At 68.1% G+C, this 279-nt stretch carries 1 protein-coding gene; it reads right to left on the bottom strand.

All coding sequences use genetic code 11. The features are described from left to right. On the bottom strand, positions 1–279 hold a 279-nt coding region (locus SB754_RS19895; RefSeq protein WP_410784111.1), incomplete at both ends, for a DUF2017 family protein.

Here is a 279-nt window from a genome sequence, read left to right as displayed (position 1 = left end):
CCGCTCAGCGTCTTCGTCGGTTTCCAACCCCAGCCGGTCAGCCAGGACAAGCCGCACATCGTTGAGGGCGCGGGCAAAATACTGGGCTTGCTCGGCATTGAGCAGCAGCGGTTTGGACTCCAGCAGCAGGGCTGCGGCGCGCAGCGCACCGGTCTTGCTTTCCCGCAGCGAGCGCTCGGTGAGCCGGCGGAATTCCAGTGCTTCGGCGTCGTCCCCCTGCACTCCGTTGGGCAGCAGGCGGTGCAGCGCGGAGTCGGCCGGGACACTGGCGGTGGTGTC

Source organism: Leifsonia sp. SIMBA_070 (assembly GCF_046534635.1).
Taxonomy (GTDB): domain Bacteria; phylum Actinomycetota; class Actinomycetes; order Actinomycetales; family Microbacteriaceae; genus Leifsonia.
The sequence above is the reverse complement of the archived record's forward strand: the minus strand, read 5'-3'. Positions and strand labels throughout refer to the sequence as shown.